Origin of the sequence: Sphingomonas qilianensis (assembly GCF_039614825.1) — a bacterium.
Classification (GTDB): Bacteria; Pseudomonadota; Alphaproteobacteria; order Sphingomonadales; family Sphingomonadaceae; genus Sphingomonas; species Sphingomonas qilianensis.
Genome location: NZ_JBDIMF010000004.1, coordinates 235,707 through 256,945, shown reverse-complemented (window position 1 = coordinate 256,945; position 21,239 = coordinate 235,707). Strand labels below are relative to the sequence as shown.

The window sequence follows — 21,239 nt, the reverse complement described above, 5'->3', positions numbered from 1 at the left end:
GGTCAGAACTCGATCGTCGCCGATGCCTTCACCGTGCGCGGTGCGCCTTGCACGAGATAGCCGTTGAAGGCCGAAGCCCAATAGCCCTTGTTGCCGATATTTTCGGCGGACACGCGCAAGGTCAGCGGGCGGCCATCGGCCACCACGATATACCGCGCGCCGAGATCGAACCGTGTCCAGCCCGGGATCGACTGCGTATTGGCGATATCCACCGGCTGATCGTCGGTGCGCACGATCCGCCCGGTGAGTGTCGCGTTGCGCAGGAAGGGCGGCACGATCTCCGCGCCCAGATTGACCTGATAATCGGGCACGCCGATCGCCTGCTTGCCGTTGTTCGCGTCGTTTAACGAGGCGGTGATCCGGGCATGGTTGATCGCCATGCCGCCGATGATGCGCAGCCAGTCGGTCGGCTCGCCGTTCAGCGACACTTCCAGCCCGCGGTTGCGCTGCTCGCCCTCCACCACGAAGGTCGTCGCGGCGGGATTGGTCGCGGTCGGCGTCGGTGCGTTGTAGGCGCTGGGCTGCCGCGTCTGGTATAGCGCCACCGTCGCCGTCAGCCCGCGCACGGCCAGCTTGCCGCCCACTTCATATTGCACCGATTTGTACGGCGCGAAGACGTCGCCGGCGTTCAGCGTGTTGGCGGCGACCGGCGCGGTCTGGCCTTGTGACAGGCCCTCGATGCGATTGGCATAAAGCGAGAAGCGCGCCGTCGGCCGCACCACGATGCCCACCACCGGCGTGGTCGCGCTCTCGTCATAACGCGTGGTGCGGATCAGGCTGGTGCGATCGAACGCATCGACGACGATATTCTGCCGCCGCACGCCCAGCGTGACCAGCAGGCGATCGTCGAACGCGCCGATCGTATCGGAGGCGAACAGGCTGGAAAATGCCCCCCGCGACGCGCGCGGCGGCGTGCTGAAGCTGCCCACCACGAAGCCGGGGATAGTCGAATCCGCCGGTTTGGCGACCGTCACGGGCGCATACAGATTGGTGCAGAAATTGAGCGCGGAAATCGCGCTGGCCGGCGCGGCGCAGGATTGCCGCTGCGCCAGCGGGAAATCGCCGAACGCATAGCTGTTGCGGTTCTCGGAATAGTTGACCGATCCGCCGGCGTTGATTTCATGGCTGAGAGACGCGGTGCGGAACTTCGCCCGGATGCCGATCTGCCCGCTCTGGTTATTGTCCTCGCGCGGCACGAACAGGCGGCTGCCGGTCGCCGCCCCGCTGGCGCCATCGGTGATCGTCAGCGTCGAATACTCGCCATCCTCGCTGCCGTCGCGAAACCCGGCCGCGGCATAGACCATCACGCCCGGCGCGATATCCAGCTCGGCGCGCGCCAGCGCGTACAGATCCTGCAGCCGCGTAAAGCTCCACGGCTGCGCATAATTGGCGTCGGCGCCGGGCGCTGCGGGGACGGTGACGCCGGTGCCCAGCTGCACATTGGGGCGGGCGGCGATCGCCTCCTGGTCTTCATAACCGAGATGGAGGAACAGCCGGCCCGGGCCCTTGGTGAAATCCACGCTGGCGCTGGCCACGCGCACCTCGCGCTTCTCCCCCTCTACCGCGCCATCGCCCTTGCGATACGCCCCCGTCACGCGCACGCCGAACGCCTCGTCGGCGCCAAAGCGGGTGCCCAGATCGACATTGCCGCCCAGGATCGAATCCGCGCTGTAGCTCGCGGTGGCGCGCAGCAGGCGCTTTTCCGCGCGCTTGGGGATAAGGTTGATCGCCCCGCCGATCGCCGTGCCGCCGGGCGCGGCACCGAACAGAAAGGCATTGGCGCCGGCCAGTACCTGTACGCTCTCATAGGGCTCGGGCGAAACGATCTGGCGTGGGGTGATGCCGAACAGCCCGTCGATGGCGATGTCGTCGCCGGCCAGCGCAAAACCGCGCACCACGAACAATTCGGCCTGGTTGCCGAATCCGGCGCTGACCCGCACCGACGGCTCGTTTTCCAGCACGTCGCCGATCGTCTCGGATTGCTGGTCGAGGATCAGTTGCGCGGTGTAGCTGGTCAGGTTGAATGGTGTTTCCAGCGCGGATTTATTGCCCAGCACGCCCACCGCGCCGTCGTTCAGCACTTGCTTCTGCGCCTGTTGCGCGGTGACGATGATGTCGTCCGGTCGCACGTCCTCAGGCGCAGTTTGCGCGGCGGCGGCGACGGGGGCGATGAACACGCCTGACATCAGCGTGCGGAGGAAAAGCTTCATGGGATCCGATCTCGTTTCGACCGGCGTCGGATAACTCGCGCGTTAATGATAATCAATATCAAATAGCGCTAGGATGCTGTTCACGGCGGGTCGATCTTCCGAGATACGCGCTAGGTGGTTGCAATAAAGCGCAATGCCGAGAATCGCCGTTGCGACGTTCTGCACTTGTTACCGCTACCTCTTCGCGCGATAGGCGGATCAACACAGCGCCACAGCGCTGGCCAGGAATGAGGACGGGGATGATCCAGCGGAAGGTTGCAGGCGTTATCGCATTGGCAATGATCGGCGTCTTGGCTGGTGGTGCCGCCCCGGCGCCCCGGGCTGCGCCCTATCAATGGCAGAATGTCGTCGTTGGCGGCGGCGGTTTCGCGCCCGGCATCGTGTTCAGCACGGCCGAACGCGGCCTCGCGTATCTGCGCACGGATATGGGTGGTGCCTATCGTTGGGATGCCGCGGCAGCGCGGTGGATTCCGCTCCAGGATGGCAACGCCGAATCGAGCTATATGGGTGTCGAAAGCATCGCGCCCGATCCGGTAAACCCGGATATCGTGTATCTCGCCGCGGGCATGGGTTCCTACGGTCCCGCGGCGATCTGGCGCTCGGCGGATCGCGGGCAGAACTGGACGATCACCCGTGTGCCGTTCGCCATGGGCGGCAACGAGGATGGGCGCGGGCTGGGCGAACGCCTGGCGATCGATCCGCACGATCGCGCGCATCTGCTGTTCGGGTCGCGCCACGATGGCCTATGGGAAAGCCGCGATGCCGGGCGCAGCTGGTCGAAGGCAGTCGCGTTTCCGCTCGCCGGGCTGGGCGCTCCCACGGCACGGCGCCAGACACATGGCGGGCTGAGCTTTGTCGTGTTCGATCGCGAGGTGCGCGGGCGCGTGCTGGTCGGCAGCGCTGACGCCGGCGACCGGCATCTGTTCCGCTCGGATGATGCCGGCGCGCATTGGGCGCCGGTGACGGGCGGCCCGGACAAGACCATGCTGCCGGTGAAAGCGGTGGTCGGCCGCGATCACGTCTACACGATCACTTATGCTGACGGGATCGGCCCCAACGGGATCACGCGCGGCGCCGTGTGGCGCTACGATCCGGCGCAGGGCTGGAGCGATGTCACGCCGGACAAGCGGCCCGATGCCCCCATCGGTGGTTATATGGGCGTGGCGGTGTCGGCGCAGGATCCGCGCGTCATCGCGGTCAGCACCGTCGATCGCTTCAAACCGATCGATACGGTATGGCGATCCACCGATGCGGGGCGCCATTGGGATGAACTGTATCGCCGCAGCACGCGCGATGTCAGCGCATCGCCGTTTCTCGCTTTCAGCGGCGAGGCTGATTTCGGGCATTGGATCGCGGGTCTCGCGATCGATCCGTTCGACGCGAGCCATGCCGCCTATGTCACCGGGGCCACCCTGTATGCCACGAAGGCGTTTGATCGCCCGGGCACGATGCCCTGGGCACCGTGGACGCGCGGTATCGAGCAGACCGCGGTCATCACGTTGACCAGCCCCACCGGCGGCGCGCCCTTGGTGTCCGGCTTCGGCGATATTGGCGGCTTCCGGCATAACGATCTGTCGGTGTCGCCGCCGCATGTGCACCGCACACCGTTTCTGTCCAACACCAACACGCTGGATTATGCCGGCCGTGCGCCGCACGTGATGGTGCGCAGCGGCAGCACGCATACCCGGGAGGTCCCGGGTGCGAGCCTCGCCTGGTCGGCCGATGGCGGCACCAGCTGGCAGCCGCTGCAGCCGCCCGCGGTGCCGCGCCCCGCCGGCGCCGATGGCCCTGCACCCGAGCGCACGGGGGACGCGCCGATCGTGGTGTCGGCCGATGGCGCCGTCTTCCTGGTCGAGAGCGATTACCCGGTGCTGACGCGTGATCATGGCCGCAGCTGGCAGCCGGTCACCGGCCTGCCCCGCGCGCTGCGCCCCACCGCTGACAAGGCCGACGCGCGGCGCTTTTACGCCATCGATTTCGCCGCCAGTCGTGTGTTGCGCAGCGATGATGGCGGCGCGACCTTCCATCCGATTGCCACGCAGGGGCTGCCGGCGGATTTGTCCAACCTCGGCAAGTCGCAGGGTCAATCGCGTGAGGCGCAAAACGCGCTGGTGGCCACGCCGGGCACAGCCGGGCAATTATGGCTCAAGCTGGGTGATGATCTGTATCGCTCGGCCGATGCCGGCGCGCGCTGGACGCGTGTCGCGCCGGGGCTGGCGATCACGCATTACGGGCTGGGCCGCGCCGCGCCCGGCGCGCGCTGGCCGGCGGTCTACGCCATTGGCCGCAAGGATGGGATCGATGGCATCTGGCGATCGATCGATGGCGGCACCCGCTGGCAGCGGATCAACGATGCCGCGCATCAATGGGGCCTGCGCTTCCGCGTGATCAGCGGCGATCCGAAGCGTTTCGGCCGCGTCTATATCGGCACGGACGGGCGTGGCATTGTCTATGGCGACCCCGTCGTCAGCGCCGCGCGCGCCACTAGGAAAGGAACATCATGAAGCTTCTCCATACGATCCTGGCGAGCGCGATGCTTGCCGCCGCCGTCCCCGCAGCCGCGCAGCAAGCCGCGACGCCGGTGCCGCATCTCGAGAGCAAGAACGGGCGCCACGCGCTGTTCGTCGATGGCGCGCCTTTCCTGGTCCTGGCCGGACAGGTCAATAATTCGAGCAATTATGCGGCAGCGCTGCCGCAGGTATGGCCGATGCTCGATCGGCTTCATGCCAATACGGTCGAGATCCCCGTTGCCTGGCAGCAGATCGAGCCGAGCGAAGGGCAGTTCGATTTCTCCTTCGTCCAGACGCTGCTGGATCAGGCGCGCACACACGACAAGCGCATCATCCTGCTGTGGTTCGGTACGTGGAAAAATACCTCGCCCAGTTATACGCCGGATTGGGTCAAGCTGGACAATCGCCGCTTCCCGCGCATGAAAAACAAGGCTGGCGAAGATCATCAGGTGCTGTCGCCGATGGCGCGTACCACGCTGGAGGCGGACAAGCGCGCCTTCGTTGCGCTGATCACGTATCTCAAGCAGCACGATGCACAGAATACCGTGATCCTGGTGCAGCCGGAAAACGAAGTCGGCAGTTACCGCAATCCGCGTGATTTCAGCGCGGCGTCGAACGCGCTGTTTGCGCGCGCCATCCCGCCCGCTTTGGCGCGCAAGCTGGGCAAATCCGGCACCTGGGCGCAGGCCTTTGGCGCGCAGGCCGATCGCGCTTTCAACACGTGGTACACCGCCAGCTACGTCAACGAGATCGCCGCTGCGGGCAAGGCGGTGAAACCGGTGCCGATGTACGTCAATGCGGCGCTTGCCGGCCCGTCGAACGTGCCCGATCCGGATGGCGTGGCGAGCGGTGGCCCGCAACAGGATGTGCTCGATATCTGGAAGGCGGCGGCGCCATCGATCGATTTCGCCGCACCCGATATCTATGATCGCGCCAGCAAGAACGTCGCGCTTTATCTCGATGCGTATGCGCGGCCGGACAACGCGCTGCTGGTGCCCGAAATCGGCAACGCGGCAGAATTCGCGCGATATTTCTATGCTGCGCTCGGGCATGGCGGGATCGGCTTTGCGCCGTTCGGCATGGATGATACGGGCTTCTTCAATTTTCCGCTGGGCGCCGAGGCGCTCGATGCGGCGACCGTGCAGGCTTTTGCCGGCCCCTATAAGGTGTTCGCGGCGATGAACCGCGAATGGGCCAAGATCGCCTTCGAACGCCCGACCTGGGGCGCGGCGAAGCCCGATGACGGCGCTGCCGTTTCGACCACGATGGGCGAATGGACCATCACCGCCAGCTGGGGCGAATGGCAGTTCGGGATGAAGGATTGGACCTGGCTCAAATCCAAGCCCGCGCCCTGGGCCAGCCAGCCGGTCGGCGGCGTCACCGTGGCGCAGCTTTCGGCCAACGAATTTCTCCTCACCGGGGATCACGTCCGCGTGTCGTTCGGCGGTCGCGCGGGCGGCGCGCCGAACGGTATTGTCACGCGCGTCGAGGAAGGTCATTTCGATAATGGTCGCTGGATCATGGAGCGCGTCTGGAACGGCGACCAGACCGATTATGGCCTCAACATCATCGATCGGCCCGTGGTGCTGAAAGTCACTATGGGGCGCTATCGCTGACCCCGACCCCTTACCCACACATCAGAAACGATCCGGAGAATATGCGATGAACAAGGCCCTTATTGGCGTGCTGCTGGCCGGCAGCGCGATGAGCGCGGCGCACGCCGCCGCCGCCCCGTACGAGAAGATCGACGGTGGCGTCGTGGTGACGCCAACGAACGGCACTGCCGCGCGTGTCGAGGTGACGGTGCATGGTGACGGCATGTTCCATGTCATCGCCATTCCCGCCGCGATGAAGGGCTATACGGCGGAGGCCAGCCTGATGGTCCCCGCCGCGCCCAAGGCGGGCGCCTATGAGGTGACCGAGCGCGCCGGCCATGTGCTGATCCGCGCCGCGCGCGGCACCGCCGATATCGAGCTTGCCACGGGCGAGGTCAGCTTTCTCGATGCCGCCGGGCGTGTCGTGCTCGATCAGGCGGGCGCCCCGCGCTTCGCGCCGACCACGATCGACGGCCGCCAATATGTCACCGCGTCGCAGCAGTTCAATCGCGCCAGTGATGAGGGCTTCTACGGTCTGGGCCAGCACCAGAATCAGCAGATGAATTATAATGGCGAGGACGTCGAACTTGCCCAGCACAATATGGACATCGCCGTCCCGTTTCTGGTGTCCACGCGCAATTACGGCATTTTGTGGGACAATGACGGCATCACCCGCTTCGGCAATCCCGCGCCCTATAAGCTGCTCGGGGATGGCCTGAAGGTCACCAGCGGCGGCAAGCCGGGCTTTGCGGCCTCCTATTATCTCAACGATAAATTGGCGGTCATGCGGCAGGAAGCCACGATCAATTATCAATATATCCGCGATCAGGCGAACTGGCCCGAAGCGGCCAAGGCGCAGACCACCGCCGCCACCGGCGGGCAGAACACCGCCGGCAATGCCGTGCAGAAGCAGCGCGTTGTGTGGACCGGGCAGGTCACGCCGGACAAAACGGGCGTGCACAAGTTCCAGCTGTACGGCTCGAGCTATTTCAAGGTGTTCATGAACGGCCGCGAAGTGCTCAATCGCTGGCGCCAGAATTGGAACCCCTGGTACGCCAATTTCGATCTGCCGATGACGCGGGGCAAGAAGGTCGATGTGCGGGTCGAGTGGGAGCCCAACGCCGGCTATATCGCGCTGTTGCACAACGATCCGCTGCCCGCGGCGGATCGCCATTCGGTGTGGTTCACCAGCGATGTCGCGCGCTCGGTCAATTATTGGTACGTACCCGGCCGCGACATGGACGATGTCGTCGCCGGTTATCGCAAGCTGACCGGCAAGGCCGTGATGATGCCCAAATGGGCGTACGGCTTCTGGCAGTCGCGCCAGCGCTACAACACGCAGGCCGAATTGGTCGGCGTCGTGCAGAAGTATCGCGAGCTCAACATCCCGATCGATAACATCGTGCAGGATTGGTTCTACTGGCCCGAAAACGCCTGGGGCAGCCATGATTTCGATAAGGCGCGCTTCCCCGATCCCAAGGGCATGGTCGAGCAGGTCCACGATCTGCACGCCAATATCATGATCTCGGTGTGGCCGAAATTCTATCCGACGACCGAGAATTACAAGGAATTCGCCGCCAAGGGCCTGGCCTATCAAGGCAATCTGAAGATGGGCAACAAGGATTGGGTCGGCCCCGGCTATCTCAACACCGTGTATGATCCCTATTCCGCCGAAGGGCGCCACATCTTCTGGCAGCAGATCGAGAACAAGCTGGGCAAGATCGGCATGGATGCCTGGTGGGCCGATGCCAGCGAGCCCGATCTGCATTCCAACCTGTCGATCGAGGAGCGCACCGCGGCCATGGGGCCAACCGCGCGCGGCCCGGCAGCGGAATATTTCAACAGCTTCCCGCTGATGAATTCGGCCGCTTTCTACGATGGCTGGCGCGCGTTCAAACCGGATGTCCGTCCGTTCCTGCTGACCCGCTCCGGCTTCGGCGGCCTCCAGCGCAATGGCGCGGCGGTGTGGTCGGGCGACGTGGCGAGCCGCTGGTACGATCTGCGCGCGCAGATCTCCGCCGGCGTCAACACGTCCTTCTCGGGGCTGCCCAACTGGACGCACGATATCGGCGGTTTCGCGCTGGAGGATCGTTATGCGGCGGCCAAGCCACTGCCTGCGGATCTCGACGAGTGGCGCGAGCTGAACCTGCGCTGGTTCCAGTTCGGCGCGTTCAGCCCGTTGTTCCGCAGCCATGGTGAGCCGCCATTCCGCGAAATCTACGAAATCTCGCCTGCGGGCTCGCCGATGCGCGCATCGATGGTGTGGTATGACGAGCTGCGGTACCGGCTGATGCCGTATATCTACACGGTGGCAGCCGATACCTGGTTCAAGGATGGCAGCATCATGCGCGGGCTGGTGATGGATTGGCCGAACGATGCGCAGGCGCGCACCGTGAACGACGAATTCCTGTTCGGCAAAGCCTTCCTGGCGGCGCCGGTCACCGAATATAAGGCGCGCACCCGCAAGGTGTATCTGCCGGACGCGGATCAGACCTGGTACGATTATCATTCGGGCCAGGCTTATCGCGGCGGTCGCACGATCACCGCCACCGCGCCGCTGGAGCGGATGCCGCTGTTCGTTCGCGCCGGTTCGATCGTGCCGATGGGGCCGGTGCAGCAATATGTCGATCAGCTGCCCGATGCGCCGATCACGCTGGTCGTGTACACCGGCGCCAACGGGCAGTTCAGCCTGTACGAGGATGACGGCCGCAGCGAGCAATATCGCAGCGGCGCGTTCAGCCGCGTGGCGCTCAACTATGACGAGGCGAGCGGCACGCTCACGCTCGGCGCGCGCGAGGGTAAGGGTTATGCCAACATGCCGGCGAGCCGCACGATCAAGGTGCGCTGGATCGGGCCCAACCAGTCGGCCGATGCCGCAAGCGCGACGGACACGACCGTTACGTACACCGGCGCGGCAATGACGGTCACGCGCCAGCGCTAAGATCGCGCAAATGAAAAGGGCGGCTCGCGAGAGCCGCCCTTTTTTGGTCGATAGCTTGGGCGCGCTACACCAAGCCGCGGCCGTCCAGCCGCAGCACCGGCACGAACCCCGCGGCAGGCCGCGCCGGCAGCTCGACATGCAGCCCCTGCGCATCGCGGCGGAACGGCACCGCACCGCCGCCAAGCAACGTCACGCGCTCGATCACCGCATCCTTCAGGCGGTCATGCCCCAGCGATGCGATCGAGGCGCTGCCGGTCGGCCAGCCGAGGAACAGCGCATACAGCGCGCCCTTGTTGGTGGTGAAGCGCACGTCCTGCGGCGTAAAGGCGCCGGCCGATTGCTCGTTCTGCATGCCGACCTGCAGCTTGGTCGGTCCCTCGCCATAGCTGCGCCATGGCCGCGATCCGAAGATCGCTGCGTCATTGATCGCGATCCAGGCGGACATGCCATCGAGGATCTTCTCTTCCTCGCCGTCGATCGACCCATCACCCGGCTGCGGGACCGACAGCAGCAGATTGCCGTTCTTGGACACGACATCGGCGAGCCGCTGGATCACCTGCTCGGCGGTCTTGTAGCTTTTGTCGTTGAGCCGCGCGACATTGTAAAACCAGTCGCCCAGGCACGTATCGGTCTGCCATGGTTCTTCCCACAAATGATCGCTAAACCCGCGCTCGACATCCTGCACCAGCCCGAAGCGGGCATAGGGTTTGAGCTGCTTGGCCGTCAGCACGACATCGATCTTGCCGTGCCATTCGATCGAGCGATTATAATAATCCGCGGCCGCCTGCAGCCCGATCGGGCCAAAGGGCAGTTCGTAATTGTCGAAATAGCAGAAATCCGGCTTGTAGCGCTGCATCAGATCGGTCTGGCGCAGCAGCCATTTGGCGGCGAAAGCGGCATCGTTGGGCGGCGCCGTCTCGATCCACTGGCCGTCATGCTGGTCATGCCAGGCGTTCATCGCCGCAATGCTGTCGATGCCGTCGGGCATCACCGCATGGCCGCCGGTATACAGCTGCTGCGGGTCGAGCCCGTCCCACCATGTGCCGCGCCCATCGGCCTTGCGCAGCCGGAACGCGTCATAGCGCTCGCCCTTGCGCGGGCCGGTCGGGTCATAGCCATAAGCTGGCTGATACCAGTGCCAGGCGTGCGACGCATGATTGGACACGCCGAACTTGAGCCCGGCCCGCCGCGCCGCCTTCTCCCAAATGCCCACCACATCTTTCTTGGGGCCGACACGCAGGCTGTTCCAGGCGTGATAGCGGCTGTCATAGCAATCGAGATTGTCATGATGGCAGGCCAGGCTGACGAAATATTTGGCGCCGGCCCGCTTGTAGCGCGCGATCAGGGCATCGGGGTCCCAGCGCTCGGCGGTCCAGCGATGCTGGATCTCCATCATGCCGGACTGGCTGGGGTGGCCGTACGTGTTGAGGTGATGCTCGTACATCGGATGGCCCTGCATATACAGGAAACGGCCATACCAATCGCCTTGCTCGGGCACGGATTGCGGCCCCCAATGCGACCACAGGCCAAGCTTCGCGTCGCGGAACCAGTCAGGAAAGCGGTAATGATCGACCAGCGATTGCCAGGTCGGCTGCACCGGGCCGCGGGCCAGGCCCATCGGGCTTTGCGCCAGCGCGCGTTGCGCCATGCCCATCGCGGCCATCCCCGCCAGCACCGCGCGACGGCTGAAATCCATGCTCATGTCACTTGCCCCCCAGCGTGCGGCGCACCGCGGCCAGGGCCAATGGGCGCATCACGGCATAGCCCGCCGCGGTCGGGTGGACACCATCGCTTGCCAGGCCGGCTTTCATCGCGCCCTCCGGCGTCGCCAGTGCGGCATGATAATCGACGAAGGTAGCGCCGTTGGCGCGCGCATATTGCCGCAGCCAGGTGTTCATCGCCCGAATCTGCGGTACCGGCTGCTTGTCCTTGGCCCAGGGGAAGGCGCCTGCCGGCGGCACGGCGGCAAGGATCACCTTGATGCCGTGCGCGCGCGCCAGTTCGGCCATGCTGGCGATATTGCCCTGTACGCGCTCGATCGTCGCGGCGCCGGTATTGCCGGCAATGTCGTTGGTGCCCGCCATGATATGAACCGCCTTGGGGCGCAGCGCGATCACATCGTCGCGAAACCGCACCAGCATCTGCGGCGTCGTCTGCCCGCTGATGCCGCGATCGACGAGTCCGTTGGTAAACATGGTCTTGTCGAGGTTGATCCAGTTGTCGGTGATCGAGTCACCCATGAACACCACGCGTACCGGCGCGCCCGCGGCCTTCAGCGCGGCATTCTGTGCGGCATAGCGGCAGTGCTGGCCGAAATCGCGCGTCAGCATGTGCAGGTTGAACATCTGCCAGTTGTCGCCGTCGCTCGGCGTGCCACGCGCCGGGCAGGGCGCGGCGACGATGCCGACCGGATCCGCGGCGTAGGGATCGCCTGGCACGTTGGTCTGCGCGCGCGTCGCGCTCGGCAGGATGGCTGTAAGCGCGGCGGCGGCAGCAAGCAGGGCGGGCAAACGGGTCATGGCGTTCCTCGAATATGCCGGTGTGCATCACCGGTCAGTAACCGAACGAACTCACTGTTATCGCTGCCGGGATGGCGTTGCTAGCCCGCGGCGGTGCGCGGAGGAACGCCGCGAACGCGCCCGCCAGGCCGGCGGGCGCGTCGTTGGCGGCTAGCTTAGCCGTGCGGGCGCATCACCACCTTGATGACGCCGTCTTCCTTGTCGCGGAACTTCTTGTACATTTCCGGCGCGTCTTCGAGGCTCGCGGGATGCGTGATGACGAAGCTCGGATCGATGTCACCGGCTTCGATCCGCGCCAGCAGGGGCTTGGTATAGGCCTGCACGTGGGTCTGGCCGGTTTTGATCGTCAGCCCCTTGTTCATCATCGCGCCGATCGGCAGCTTGTCGCCCATGCCGACATACACGCCGGGGATGGAGACGGTGCCGCCCATCCGGCAGCTCATGATCGCTTCGCGCAGCACATGCACACGGTCGGTCGCCAGACCGATGCTGGCCTTGGCCTTGTCGAGCACGGCATCGGCCGAGCCATGGCCCGATGCTTCCGCGCCGACCGCGTCGATGCAGCTGTCGGGGCCGCGGCCCTTGGTGCGGAACTGCAGCTCGTCATACACGCTGTCGACATCGGCGAAGTTGATCGTCTCGGCACCACCGGCTTCGGCCATGGCGAGGCGTTCGGGCACTTCGTCGATCGCGATGACACGACCGGCCCCCAGCATCAGCGCCGACCGGATGGCGAACTGCCCAACCGGGCCGCAACCCCAGATGGCGACCGTGTCGCCTTCTTCGATCTGCGCATTCTCGGCGGCCATATAGCCGGTCGGGAAGATGTCCGACAGGAACAGCGCCTGATCGTCGGTGACGTTGTCCGGGATCTTGATCGGGCCGAAATCGGCCATCGGCACGCGCAGATATTCCGCCTGGCCGCCGCAATAGCCGCCCAGCATGTGGCTGAAGCCGAACAGGCCGGCGGGCGAATGGCCCATCGCCTTGATCGCCAGATCGGCATTGGGATTGGTCCGCTCGCAGGCCGAGAACAGCCCCTTCTTGCAGAAGAAGCAGTCACCGCAGCTGATCGTGAACGGCACGACGACGCGGTCACCGATCTTGAGGTTGGTGACCTCGGAGCCCACCGCGACGACTTCGCCCATATTCTCATGGCCGAGGATGTCGCCGGCCTGCATGGTTGGCTGATAGCCGTCGAGCAGATGCAGATCGGAACCGCAGATCGCGCAGGCCGTCACCTTGATGATGGCGTCGCGGGGATGTTTGATTTCGGGATCGGCGACGGTGTCGACGCGAACGTCGCCTTTACCGTGCCATACTAGGGCGCGCATGGGGTGTTCTCCGATTGGGGGTACGTCCTGCCGAACCGGTGAACACGCCGCGAGTTCCTGGCGTTGCGGTTGCGCAACGACATTGCCGGTCGCTCGTTGCTTAACCCTGCACCATTTGGTGCCAGTTCGGCACAGCATTTTGGTAACCATGTTCGGCGGTTCCGCCGGCCATCGCCGCAGCCTAATCGTTACCAATGTATTTACCATTCCAAACCAGATCGGGCGTCGTCGCGCGCCGCTTGGGCGTGCTGTTGGTGCTCGTGTTCAGCTTCATCAGCGCCGGTGCGGCGGGCAGTCCGCTGGATCGCTTCGCCCGCTTGCAGGATCAGGATCGCCGCGTGGCGCGGGTCGCTTATCGTCTGGCGACCGCCGATCGCGCGCTGTGCCCGATGGCGCTCACGCCGCAACTGGGCTTCGTGCTGCATGCGCTTGATCAATATGCCCCGGCCGATCGCTCCGCTGCGGCGCAGCGCTTCGGGCTGGGGCAGCAGATCGGCGTGATGGCGGTGATCGATGGCAGTCCGGCGCAGCAGGCAGGGCTTGTCGCGGGCGATCAACTGGTCGCGATCAATGGCCGCGCGCTGCCCGCCGGCATGGGCGGCGCTGCCCGAACGCCCAGTCGCGCCCGCGTCGATCAGGTGCAGCGCTTGCTGGTCGAGGAGATGCAGCGCGGCGCGGTGACGTTGGCGGTATCCGGCGCGCGCGGCGCGCGCACGCTGCACTTCGCGCCTGATTACGGGTGCGCGGCGAGCATCGAGCTGATCCCCGGTACGATGACGAATGCCTGGGCCGATGGCAGCCGCATCCTGATCGGCGCGGGGCTGTTGCAGCGGTGCGCGAGCGATGCCGATCTGGCGCTGATCATCGCGCACGAAATGGCGCATAATCTGCTGCGCCACCGGCAGCGGCTCGCGGCGTTCCGCGCCGCTGACGATGCTGGCACGCCGATCAGCGCGGCCGAACTGCAGCAGAGCCGCATCGCCGAGGAGCAGGCTGATCTCTGGGCCGTGCGGCTGACGGCCATTGCCGGTTACGACATGTCGGGCGCCGCGGCGTTCATGGCGGGCTTGCTTGGCACCGCGCCAACGGCTGTGACGACGCATCCCGCAGCAGCGCGGCGGCTCGCTTTGTTGCGCGCCGCCCTTGCCGCTCAGGGGGTGGGCGCGGACGGTGCCGGGCGGGGGCGCATCGCGAACACCGCGTCGAGCGGTTTGGTTTCGGGCAGGATGTAGACGATCCCCACCGTGCCCTTGAAGGCAGGTGCGACGACGCTGTCGTAAAACGCGGCCGGCACATTGATGCAGCCGAACGAGATGCGGTTGTCGAGCGGGGTGGTGGAGGTGAGCCGCGCGGTGCGCCGGTCGGATGGCTTGCCCGCGATCACACGGTGCAGCGACAGTGCGGTATCATAATCGACCCACAGGATGTCCTGATCGAAATCCTCGCCCAATGACGCCTGGAAGCGGCCCGCCGGCGTGGTGCGCTCGGCCGGCTTGATCGTGGACAATTTGCGCTCGCCGATGCCGGGCACGCTGTCGTCACCGATGCCGACGCCTAGCAGCGCGGGGGCCGCGCCAAGGCTGGCCGCTTGCGCATCGAACACGAACACTTTGGCTGCGCTCTTGTCGATGATGATGAACGGCAGTCCGGCGTGATCGCGCGAGCCGACCACCCAGTCGGCGATCGTGCGCGCTGCCGTCGACGCGGCTTCGCCTTTGAAGTCGGCGCGCGCGTCGGGTGCGGCCGCGGCGGGCATGGACCAGGCCATGACCGCCGCGCACAGCAGGGTGCGCCGGCCGGGTTTAATGACGCGCCTGCTTCTTGCGATACACCGGCACTACGGGCGCCGGCGCGCTGGGCAAGAAGCCGTTGCCGACCTGCTCGCTGCCGACCCGGTTGACCGGCACCTCTTCGGCGACCGGCTGCGGTGCCTGGAACGAGGCGAGCTGTTGCGTCGGCATCAGCACCCCGCCGCCGACCACGCCCAGCCCTTCCCCGACCGGGAAAGCGACGATCGCGGGGGCAAACCCGGTGATCGGCTGCTGCGCTGCCTCCACCGCGTTTGGCGTATCAGGGACCGGCACCGGCGTCGGTGTCGGTGTTGGCGTTGGCGTCGGCGTTGGCGTTGGCGTTGGCGTCGGCGTTGGCGTCGGCGTTGGCGTTGGTGTTGGCGTCGGTGTCGGCGTCGGTGTCGGTGTCGGTGTCGGTGTCGGTGTTGGCGTCGGCGTCGGCGTCGGTGTTGGCGTCGGTGTCGGTGTCGGTGTTGGTGTTGGCGTCGGTGTCGGTGTTGGCGTCGGTGTCGGTGTTGGCGTCGGTGTCGGTGTTGGCGTCGGCGTCGGTGTTGGTGTCGGTGTCGGTGTCGGTGTTGGTGTTGGTGTCGGTGTTGGCGTCGGTGTGGGTGTCGGTGTCGGTGTTGGCGTCGGCGTCGGCGTCGGCGTCGGCGTCGGCGCGGCCGTGATGCTGCCGGTGGTGCGCGCGCCCGTGGTGCAGCAGGCGTCGGCCAGCGCATATTGGCCGGCATTGTCGCCCGCCAGCGTATAGCCGGCGTAGGTCACGCCGATCCCCGTGCCAACCGCGCTGCTGTCGAACGTCGCGCTGGCGCCCGCGCCGGCGACCAGCGTCACGCCCGCGGGCAGACCGGACGTGGCGGTGGTGTTGAAGCCACTCAGGATCGCAGCGGTGCTGCCGTCGAACGTCTTGGTGGCGTTGGGGAACAGCAACATGCGCTGGTTGATCGTCGCGCCCTCGGTCAGCACGAAGCGTGGCGCGAAATCGGTTGGCGCGGCATAGGATACGGGATTGTAGAAGATGTTGACCGGCGCGACGGTTACCGTCGTCGGCGGCGCCAGCGCGGCGAAGATCACCGTGCCGCCGGCGGTGCCCGGGCCAGTGCCGTCCGTCCCGGCGATCAGCGTCAGCCCGACCGGCAGGCCCAGGCTTTGGGCCGGAATGGTTGAGCCACGCGTCAGCGTGATGGCATCCTCGATATGCACGTCGTGCCCGGCGCACAGGCGGATATTGCCATCCGTCGTGGTGATCGCATGATAGACCAGGATGTCGCGCCCGGCGCTCAGCGAGATGCTGCCATTCACCGTGGTCAGCGCCGCATCGACCACCACGTCGCGGCCGCAGCAGGCGACGATATTGCCGTTGGTCGCGCTGACCGCCGCGTTGAAGATCACGTCGCCGAACGCGTTCAGCGTCAGCGTCGTCGGCGTGCCCGAGGCGGACCAGGCAACCGCATCGTTGACGATGATGTTGCCTTCGCCCGGGGTGACATCGCCGGCCGCCGGGATCGTGCTGATCGTCACGTTATTGGTCGCCAGCTGCGCCGACAGCGTCACGCCGGAAATGTTGCCGCCCGCGCCGATGATATAGTCGGCCGGATCGATCAGCCAGGTGCCGGTCACGCCGGCGGGGGCGAGCGTGGTGACGCGCGCGCCGTCCGCCACGTTCACCGTGGCGGCGGAGGTTTCGATAAAGCCGCCATTGCCGCCATCGGGCGCGCTGGCGTCCAGGGTGCCGGCGATGTTGGCAGTGCCGCTCTGCATATCGCCGAGCAGGACGATGCGGCCATCGCGATTGGCGAAGCTGCGCGCTTCGATGATGCCGGTGTTGTTGACGACGGTACGCAGCAAGGCGCCCGCCGCCTGCGCGGTGAGCATCACTTGCCCGCCATTCGCCTGGATCAGCCCGCCATTCTGCACCAGCGCGCCGACCGCGCCTTTGTCGACCGCCACGTTGAGCAGCCCGTCGCCGGCCACGTCGAGCGTGATCGCGGTGCCCGCGGCCAGCGCCACGGTGCCGAGATTGGCGCGGATCACGCCCTGATTGTCGACCTGCCCGCCGAGCAGCGCGACGTAACCGCCATCGGCGCGGATATTGCCCTCGTTGCGCACCGTTCCGCCGCTACCGGCAAAGGCGTATTTGCCGTTCATGAAATCGGCGTCGGACAGATCCAGCGTCGAGGCGACGAGCCCGCCGACATTGACGTTGGCGCCGCGGCCGAAGACGATGCCGTTGGGATTGACCAGGAAAACCTTGCCGTTGGCCGATAGTGATCCGAGGATCGTCGAGGGATCGGCACCGGTCACGCGGTTGAGCGCGACGGCGGCGCTGTTGGGTTGTGCGAAGACCACCGCGTCGCCCTGGCCGATCGAGAAATTCTGCCAGTTGAGCACGGCGTTCTGGCTGGTCTGGTTGACGGTCAGGGTGTTGGCGCTGGTCGTGATGGTCGCGGCGCCGGCCGCCACCGTGCCGCCGCCGGGCAGCGTCTGCGCCTGCGCGGAGCCGGCCGCCATCGGCGCGGCGATGCCCAGCGCGATGCCGACATAGCGCACCATCGCGCTGGTGCCGAACAGGCGGGTCTTGCGGCGAATATTGGTCATGGGATAATCCTTTACGCGTACAGGCGCGACGCCCAGGAATTGGTTCAAAAAAGTTTGACGATCTGGACCCAGAAGCGGCCATCGCGATCAGGTGCCGAGGTGGCCGGGCCGGTGCCGAGCTTGCGGGCGTAGCTGCCACGCACGATCAGCCCGTAGGGGCCATACCAGTTGAGCCCCGCGCCATAGCCGCTGCGCACCGCATGGTTGGAGCCGGTGAACCAGGGATCCTGCGCGAAGCGCACTTCGCCCGTTTCGATAAAACCGATCAGCTCGAACTGGCCAAGCAGGCCCGGTTCGTTGAGCCGCACGCGCGCCTCGGCAGTGGCGATATAGCCGCTGTCGCCGAACGCCTCGCCCTCGGGATAGGCGCGCACGCCGTATGCGCCGCCGAGCTGGATCTTCTCCGAACTGTCGAGGTTGTTGAACGCCCGCTGGCCGCGCACGGCGCCGTAGAGCGACAGCGGCCCGGCGATCGACTGCAGCCGTGCGACGCTGCCCTGCACCTTGTTATAGCCGCCATTGCTGCGCGCGCTGGCGGCATCGGCGATGCGCTCGGGCCTGCTGCGGATGTCGAGATCGCCGCTCGTCCAGCTGCCCGAGAACACGGTCGAGCCGCCGCCGGCGAAATCGTCGCGCACATCGCCGACAAAGCCGAGCGTGCCGGCCTTGATGTGGCGCTTGGAATCGCTCGAAACGAGCCCGATCTCGTCGTTGAGCATTTTATAATCGAAGCTTGCCAGCGCATACAGGTTGGCGCGGCGCGAGCGGATCAGCGGATAGCTGCCATACACGCTGAAGATGTCGGCCGTGCCGGAGGCGTCGAGCGCCTCGAACTCGCGACCGAGATCGTAACGAAGATGCGCATAAGCGACGCCCAATGTCGCGTTGCCGATGGGTGCCTGATAGGCAATCCGGCCATAGCCCAGCCCGCTGTCCGAGGCGAGCAGGCGCAGGCTGAGCTGGTCGCCGATCCCGGCCGGATTGTTGAGATTGACCGTGCCGCCGAAGCGATAGGCCCCGGTATAACGGTTGCCGGCATTATCCGCTTCCAGATTGCCGCTGATCCACGGCCCCGGCGCGACATCGACGATCAGATCGGAGGTGCCGACGGCCGTGCCCGGCGCCAGCGTCGCCTTGGTGCGCACGCCGGGAATGTCGGAGAGCAACAGCAAGCGGCGCTCGAGCGGCGCATTGGTGACGACATCGCCCGGCGCGAGGCCGCGCAGGATGCGCCGTGGCACGCCGTCCGACAGGCGCGCTGCGTTGCGCACGTCGATCTTGCCGTAACGCCCTTCGACCACCGCGATGGTGATCGCACCATCCTGCACATCCTGCTCGGGCAGATAGGCCTGGGCGAGGATATAGCCACGGGCGTGATAGAAATCGGCGATCCGCGCGGCGAGCGCCCGCACCTGGGTGAAGGTCAGCGCGCCGGGCACGAAGCCGGCGGCGGTGCGCAATTCCTGTTCCGAAAACAGGGTCTGTCCGGTGATCTGCAGCGTCTGCACCGGCACGGCGGTGTCACTGTCGCTGGCGGGGGCCGGGCGGGGCGCATCGATCACCAGATCCGGCACCGTTTTAACAGGCGCCGGCGGTTGCGGAAGCTGCTGCAGCTGCGTGCCGGCGTTCGGCGCTTGCTGCGCATGCGCGGCAGGGATCGTCGCTAACAAGGCGAACGCAACATGGCTGGTCTTGAGCATGAGGATCTCGAGTGCTGGCGCGTTGTAAGGCGGTGACGCCTCACGCGCAGTGAGGCGCACTCGTAACATAATATCGGCCGGCATACACGTCGACCGGGTTCACTTGCGAACCATGATCTATCGCTTAGGCGCCAAACACTGCTGACTAGTTAATATAAGGCAAGATTTTCGGGAGCAGAAATGGCCCCGCGCCTGTCTGCGCGGCGTCGGGATCGCCCGAGGGGCAGGCGCCTCACGCTTGGCCCCCCGGGGAATCGGTCGTCAAAGTACCGCGGCGGCGGTCGCCGTTTAGGCGCGCTTGCCGCGCAGCGTGTTGATCACGGCGAGCGCGATCGTGCCGACCAGTGCGGCGGTGGCATACGGGCGTTCGCGGGCGAAGGTGCGTGCCTTGTCCACCATCGGCGTCACCGCGTCCTGCACGGCGGTGGTGCCGTTTTGCAGCGTGCCGGCAACGCTGGATGCTGCGCTGGTGGTCTGGGTGGTGGGCGTGGTGTCGGTGTCGGTCGTGCGGGTGTCGGTCATGGCAATCGTCCTTGTGGTTAATCGTGCCCGCTAGAACGTCGCGGCGGCGTATAATGTCCACGCCATTGTGCGGTGCGCGCAATATTGCTCGCGCGCTGCAGGCATGTGAGCGATAACGTCACATGTGTGTTTTGCGGCTATGCCCGGGATACAAATGGCGTCAGCAGCGCTGTGCCAGCGCCGATCGCATTCTGCCCGGCCGCGTCATGAAAGTGCCCCATGCAAGCAGCGGACGTTTTCACCAAGCTCGAGATCGAGCTTAAGCCTGATCCCTCGCGGACCGTGATCCGCCCGTTCAGTTTCGACTATCCCGAGGCCTTTCGCGCCGATCGCCCGTCGCGTGCGGCGGCAGTGTTGCAGCGCATCGAGGGGCTTACCCCTGCGCTGCGCACGCGCATGCTCGGCCTGCTGCGAAAACCGATGCAGGAACGGCATCGTAACAGCGATGCGGTCTTCCTGCGTCGTTTCGAGGCGGTGCGCGAGCAATTGGGCAACCCGCCGGTCGATGGCACCACGCAGTTGCTGATCGGTGCCTATTTCAGCCAGGAATTCGCCTTCGAATCCGCCGCTTTGTTCAATCCCAGCATCGTGCGCCTGCCCGATACCACGCCCAGCGTGGAAGATGGCGTGCAGTTCCTGCTGTCGCTGCGCGGCATTGGCGAGGGGCATGTCTCCTCGGTCACCTTGCGCACCGGCCGCTGGGGTCCGGGGGACCGGCTGGTGATCGATCCGGTCAGTCCGCACGGCGTGCCGCCGCGTATCGAGCGCTATGCCGATGATTGGATCCGCCTGCTGTGCGACGATAGCCAGGATGTCTCCGAAACCGTGATCTTCCCGATTTTGCCCAGCCAGCGGCAGGGCATCGAGGATCTGCGCATGGTCAATTTCACTGATCATGATGGGGTGCAGAGCATCATCGGTACGTACACCGCCTTCGACGGCAAGAATGCGCGGCAGGAATTACTCCGCGGCGTCGACATGCGCACGTTCGAAATGCGCCCGCTGGTCGGCAAACTGACCGGTTACAAGGGCATGGCGCTGTTTCCGCGGCGCATCGATGGGCAGTTCGTCATGCTCGGGCGGCAGGATAACGAGAATATCTGGCTGCTGCGCTCGGACGATCTGTATCAATGGGATGCGGGTGCGCCGATCATGGCGCCCAAATATCCCTGGGAATTCGTCCAGCTGGGCAATTGCGGTTCGCCGATCGAGGTCGACGAGGGGTGGCTGGTCTTCACCCACGGCGTCGGCATGGTGCGCGGCTATTGCATCGGTGCCTGCCTGCTCGACAAGCAGGATCCGGCGCGCGTGCTGGCGCGTACTGCCTCGCCCCTGCTGTTTCCCAGCGCCGAGCAGCGCGGTGGCTATGTGCCTAACGTCACCTATAGCTGCGGCGGGCTGCTGCACGATCGGCGCATCCTGCTGCCCTATGCCATCGGCGATGAATATTCCGCCTTCGCGGTTGCCAATGTCGATGATCTGCTCTCGGTGATGGTCCCGGCATGAGCGTGGTTCAGCCC

The 21,239-nt window shown here is 65.8% G+C and carries 13 protein-coding genes; 5 read left to right on the top strand and 8 right to left on the bottom strand.

The features are described 5' to 3' along the window. Positions 1 to 2: 2 nt before the first annotated feature. On the bottom strand, positions 3 to 2,210 hold the full coding sequence (locus ABC969_RS11320) for a TonB-dependent receptor (protein WP_345865031.1): 2,208 nt from the start codon (positions 2,208 to 2,210) through the stop codon (positions 3 to 5). A 239-nt stretch (positions 2,211 to 2,449) separates the two neighbouring features. Between ABC969_RS11320 and ABC969_RS11315 the strand changes: the two genes are divergently transcribed. The 3 genes from ABC969_RS11315 to ABC969_RS11305 are packed head-to-tail and all read left to right on the top strand — an operon-like array spanning position 2,450 to position 9,256. Then, positions 2,450 to 4,714, top strand: a complete 2,265-nt coding sequence (locus tag ABC969_RS11315) for a beta propeller repeat protein (protein WP_345865029.1) — start codon at positions 2,450 to 2,452, stop codon at positions 4,712 to 4,714. Continuing rightward, on the top strand, positions 4,711 to 6,336 hold the full coding sequence (locus tag ABC969_RS11310; protein ID WP_345865028.1) for a DUF5597 domain-containing protein: 1,626 nt from the start codon (positions 4,711 to 4,713) through the stop codon (positions 6,334 to 6,336). The genes ABC969_RS11315 and ABC969_RS11310 overlap by 4 nt, the downstream gene beginning before the upstream one ends. A gap of 46 nt (positions 6,337 to 6,382) precedes the next feature. Continuing rightward, positions 6,383 to 9,256 carry a glycoside hydrolase family 31 protein gene (locus ABC969_RS11305; protein ID WP_345865027.1) on the top strand — a complete coding sequence of 958 codons (2,874 nt, stop codon included), beginning with the start codon at positions 6,383 to 6,385 and terminating at the stop codon, positions 9,254 to 9,256. Between the two features lie 64 nt (positions 9,257 to 9,320). On the opposite strand, the gene ABC969_RS11300 is transcribed toward ABC969_RS11305, so the two are convergent. From ABC969_RS11300 to ABC969_RS11290, 3 genes are all read right to left on the bottom strand, one after another. Further along, positions 9,321 to 10,952, bottom strand: a complete 1,632-nt coding sequence (locus ABC969_RS11300; RefSeq protein ID WP_345865166.1) for an alpha-L-fucosidase — start codon at positions 10,950 to 10,952, stop codon at positions 9,321 to 9,323. A gap of 7 nt (positions 10,953 to 10,959) precedes the next feature. Continuing rightward, complete coding sequence (locus ABC969_RS11295; RefSeq protein WP_345865025.1) at positions 10,960 to 11,775, bottom strand: SGNH/GDSL hydrolase family protein; 816 nt, start codon at positions 11,773 to 11,775, stop codon at positions 10,960 to 10,962. Between the two features lie 155 nt (positions 11,776 to 11,930). Then, the gene (locus tag ABC969_RS11290) at positions 11,931 to 13,109 is read right to left on the bottom strand and encodes a zinc-dependent alcohol dehydrogenase (protein WP_345865024.1); all 1,179 of its coding nucleotides are present in this window, start codon (positions 13,107 to 13,109) and stop codon (positions 11,931 to 11,933) included. 194 nt (positions 13,110 to 13,303) lie between these two features. On the opposite strand from ABC969_RS11290, the gene ABC969_RS11285 reads away from it, so the two are divergent. After that, positions 13,304 to 14,341 (top strand): M48 family metalloprotease, encoded by a 1,038-nt coding sequence (locus tag ABC969_RS11285; RefSeq protein WP_345865022.1) that lies wholly within the window; start codon positions 13,304 to 13,306, stop codon positions 14,339 to 14,341. On the opposite strand, the gene ABC969_RS11280 is transcribed toward ABC969_RS11285, so the two are convergent. The 4 genes from ABC969_RS11280 to ABC969_RS11265 all read right to left on the bottom strand — a co-directional run bounded on the left by ABC969_RS11280 (position 14,260) and on the right by ABC969_RS11265 (position 19,719). Further along, positions 14,260 to 14,877 (bottom strand): L,D-transpeptidase, encoded by a 618-nt coding sequence (locus ABC969_RS11280; protein ID WP_345865020.1) that lies wholly within the window; start codon positions 14,875 to 14,877, stop codon positions 14,260 to 14,262. The two genes, ABC969_RS11285 and ABC969_RS11280, sit on opposite strands and share 82 nt — an antisense overlap. 34 nt (positions 14,878 to 14,911) lie before the next feature. Then, positions 14,912 to 17,497 (bottom strand): two-partner secretion domain-containing protein, encoded by a 2,586-nt coding sequence (locus tag ABC969_RS11275; RefSeq protein WP_345865018.1) that lies wholly within the window; start codon positions 17,495 to 17,497, stop codon positions 14,912 to 14,914. Between the two features lie 44 nt (positions 17,498 to 17,541). Beyond that, positions 17,542 to 19,197, bottom strand: coding sequence for a ShlB/FhaC/HecB family hemolysin secretion/activation protein (locus ABC969_RS11270; RefSeq protein WP_345865017.1), 1,656 nt, complete (start codon positions 19,195 to 19,197; stop codon positions 17,542 to 17,544). A 288-nt stretch (positions 19,198 to 19,485) separates the two neighbouring features. Next, on the bottom strand, positions 19,486 to 19,719 hold the full coding sequence (locus tag ABC969_RS11265; RefSeq protein WP_345865015.1) for a CsbD family protein: 234 nt from the start codon (positions 19,717 to 19,719) through the stop codon (positions 19,486 to 19,488). A 219-nt stretch (positions 19,720 to 19,938) separates the two neighbouring features. Here ABC969_RS11265 and ABC969_RS11260 point away from each other — a divergent pair, with 219 nt between their 5' ends. Continuing rightward, on the top strand, positions 19,939 to 21,225 hold the full coding sequence (locus ABC969_RS11260) for a glycoside hydrolase family 130 protein (protein WP_345865013.1): 1,287 nt from the start codon (positions 19,939 to 19,941) through the stop codon (positions 21,223 to 21,225). The last annotated feature ends 14 nt before the right edge of the window (positions 21,226 to 21,239 follow it).

Coding starts and splice junctions, on each gene's coding strand:
- ABC969_RS11320 (WP_345865031.1), bottom strand. CDS start 2,210: ATGAAGCTTTTCCTCCGCACGCTGATGTCAGGCGTGTTCATCGCCCCC.
- ABC969_RS11315 (WP_345865029.1), top strand. CDS start 2,450: ATGATCCAGCGGAAGGTTGCAGGCGTTATCGCATTGGCAATGATCGGC.
- ABC969_RS11310 (WP_345865028.1), top strand. CDS start 4,711: ATGAAGCTTCTCCATACGATCCTGGCGAGCGCGATGCTTGCCGCCGCC.
- ABC969_RS11305 (WP_345865027.1), top strand. CDS start 6,383: ATGAACAAGGCCCTTATTGGCGTGCTGCTGGCCGGCAGCGCGATGAGC.
- ABC969_RS11300 (WP_345865166.1), bottom strand. CDS start 10,952: ATGGATTTCAGCCGTCGCGCGGTGCTGGCGGGGATGGCCGCGATGGGC.
- ABC969_RS11295 (WP_345865025.1), bottom strand. CDS start 11,775: ATGACCCGTTTGCCCGCCCTGCTTGCTGCCGCCGCCGCGCTTACAGCC.
- ABC969_RS11290 (WP_345865024.1), bottom strand. CDS start 13,109: ATGCGCGCCCTAGTATGGCACGGTAAAGGCGACGTTCGCGTCGACACC.
- ABC969_RS11285 (WP_345865022.1), top strand. CDS start 13,304: ATGTATTTACCATTCCAAACCAGATCGGGCGTCGTCGCGCGCCGCTTG.
- ABC969_RS11280 (WP_345865020.1), bottom strand. CDS start 14,877: ATGGCCTGGTCCATGCCCGCCGCGGCCGCACCCGACGCGCGCGCCGAC.
- ABC969_RS11275 (WP_345865018.1), bottom strand. CDS start 17,497: ATGACCAATATTCGCCGCAAGACCCGCCTGTTCGGCACCAGCGCGATG.
- ABC969_RS11270 (WP_345865017.1), bottom strand. CDS start 19,197: ATGCTCAAGACCAGCCATGTTGCGTTCGCCTTGTTAGCGACGATCCCT.
- ABC969_RS11265 (WP_345865015.1), bottom strand. CDS start 19,719: ATGACCGACACCCGCACGACCGACACCGACACCACGCCCACCACCCAG.
- ABC969_RS11260 (WP_345865013.1), top strand. CDS start 19,939: ATGCAAGCAGCGGACGTTTTCACCAAGCTCGAGATCGAGCTTAAGCCT.